Source organism: Ochrobactrum sp. BTU2 (assembly GCF_024539785.1).
GTDB classification, from domain to species: Bacteria; Pseudomonadota; Alphaproteobacteria; order Rhizobiales; family Rhizobiaceae; genus Brucella; species Brucella anthropi.
In genome coordinates this window covers 1-2,109 of the sequence record NZ_JAHWRG010000068.1, presented here as the reverse complement: position 1 = coordinate 2,109, position 2,109 = coordinate 1, and the positions used below count along the sequence as shown (strand labels likewise).

Sequence of the window (2,109 nt, the reverse complement as noted above, 5' to 3'; positions counted from 1 at the left end):
TGATAAAGCTATGATGAGCCGAAAATCCTCTCTTCTCAGTTAATACAATTTGGTCTCATGGGCGTTGATGTCGGACACTGGCCACGCAAATGACACCGCTTGGCGATGGTTTTATCAAGCTTGTCAAGATGTTGGTACCGGCAATTGTCTTCTGTGTCGTCGTGCATGGAATAGCTGGTGCCGGTAGCCTTACAAAGGTGGGTCGCGTCGGTGTCCGCGCGCTTATTTATTTTGAGGTTGTCACAGCCATTGCCCTCGCGCTCGGTATCGTCGTCGCCTATTTTTTTGGTCCCGGCCACGGCATGAACATCGACGTCAGCAAGCTGGACGCCTCTGCACTTTCTGCTTATGTAGAAAGGGCGCATGAAGTCTCCAGTGGAGGCACTATTGAATTTCTGATGAAGCTCATTCCGATCACACTGGTCAGTGGTTTTGTTCAGGGCGATGTCCTACAAGTTCTCCTTGTCGCTATTCTGTTCGGCTGTGCACTTGCGCAGGTTGGTGAGCGTGCCAAACCACTTCTTCACATCATCGAGATGGCTGGTGATGTCGTCTTTAAGATTATGGCATTTATCGTTCGTCTTGCGCCACTTGGGGTGTTTGGCGCAATTGCCTACACCGTGGGCAAGTATGGTATCGGCTCGCTGGCGCAAGTCGGTTATCTTGTCGTCCTGTTCTACTTAACGATCGCGCTTTTCGTCGGCATTGTGCTCGGCTGGATACTAAAGGCAGCCGGATTTAGCATCGTGCAGCTTCTCCGCTATCTGCACATCAGTATTGTTGCAGGCACCGCCTCTAGTGTGATGCCGTACTGCCCCAAACCATGCGCAAGCTTGAACATCTCGGCATAAGAGATTCCACTGTTGGTCTGGTTGTCCCCACCGGATACTCGTTCAACCTGGACGCATTCTCCATATACCTAACGCTCCCAGCCGTCTTCATCGCCCAGGCCACCAATAGCCCGCTGGCTTTCACCAACCTCCTGGCCATACTCGGCGTGGCGCTGGTCACTTCCAAGGGTGCTCATGGGGTACCTGGTTCTGCAATTGTTATACTTGCTGCGACACTTGCAGCAATTCCGAGTATTCCCGCAATAGGACTTGTTCTAGTGCTCTCGGTTGACTGGTTCATGGGTATCGCTCGTGCTCTAGGAAACTATATCGGCAACTGCGTGGCAACGGTCGTGATTGCATCGTGGGTGGGAGATATCGACAAAGATCGCGCCAGACGGATACTGAGTGGAGAAAGCGTAATACCAGAAGAGTGTCCGATTGAACCCTTCCCGGAGGATGTTAATGTCAATAAAGTAGACATGATCGAGGGGGAGGTAAGGCACAGCCAACCAGCTCTTATCGCCCAATCCTTCAGTTCGGCAGTGCTATAGTAAAATAGTAAACATTGATGCCAGCACAAAGCGTGCCTTATTTGGATGAAAGGTAGCTCTGAGTATCCTCACAACAAGGACAAGTGAAAATTCTACCTGAGTTCTGTGAAGATGCGAGGGAAGCTGAAGGTTACAGGAACTTTTAAAGAAACGCGGGATGAGGTGCGGGTATCTAATATGCCACCGAGCTGACAAAAGGTTAAGCATTGAGGCGATCTGCCACCGTGGAGTGCTCCCCATTTCACCGTCCAAACGGCTGTGTTGCAAAAATTTGCTTGACGTGCACCCAGAATTTGGACCACGGAGAACTGGAATTTTCTGGGTTTAAGGCTCAAAGCGGCGGGGATGCCGTTGAGCCATTCATAAGCGAAATCGGCGACCATTTGCTTGATCGTTGGCGCGCGATAGGCTGACGATACACAATCGATTAAACCGTCGAGCATTCCATCCGCCGCCTTGAAGGGATAGGAACTCGCGACTAGAATTATGAAGGCTATCTGTCTGAAATCACAGAAAAAAGAATTTAAGATCAATGTTGATTTAAGTCCGGAAACAGACGGTTCGGTCCAGCGTAAAAGATTTGGAAGCTACTGTTATTGCCTGGTGGCGCATCTGTGTGGATTCCATGTCAGGAACGTTTACATCATATATGAAATCCAGGCCATACTGCATCGAAATCTGAAACGATCAAAGCAAAGATTAAAACGGATCCCTGACCCAATCTT

Annotated in this window: 1 protein-coding gene and 1 pseudogene; one reads left to right on the top strand and one right to left on the bottom strand. The window is 49.8% G+C overall.

The genetic code is table 11. The features are described from left to right. Positions 1-80: 80 nt before the first annotated feature. Positions 81-1,384, top strand: a pseudogene (gene dctA / locus KWJ32_RS27945) (C4-dicarboxylate transporter DctA); the annotation flags it as partial. A gap of 92 nt (positions 1,385-1,476) precedes the next feature. On the opposite strand, the gene KWJ32_RS27940 reads toward dctA, so the two are convergent. Then, positions 1,477-1,827: a hypothetical protein gene (locus KWJ32_RS27940; protein WP_256886616.1), complete on the bottom strand. Its 351-nt coding sequence runs from the start codon at positions 1,825-1,827 to the stop codon at positions 1,477-1,479. Positions 1,828-2,109 lie beyond the last annotated feature (282 nt).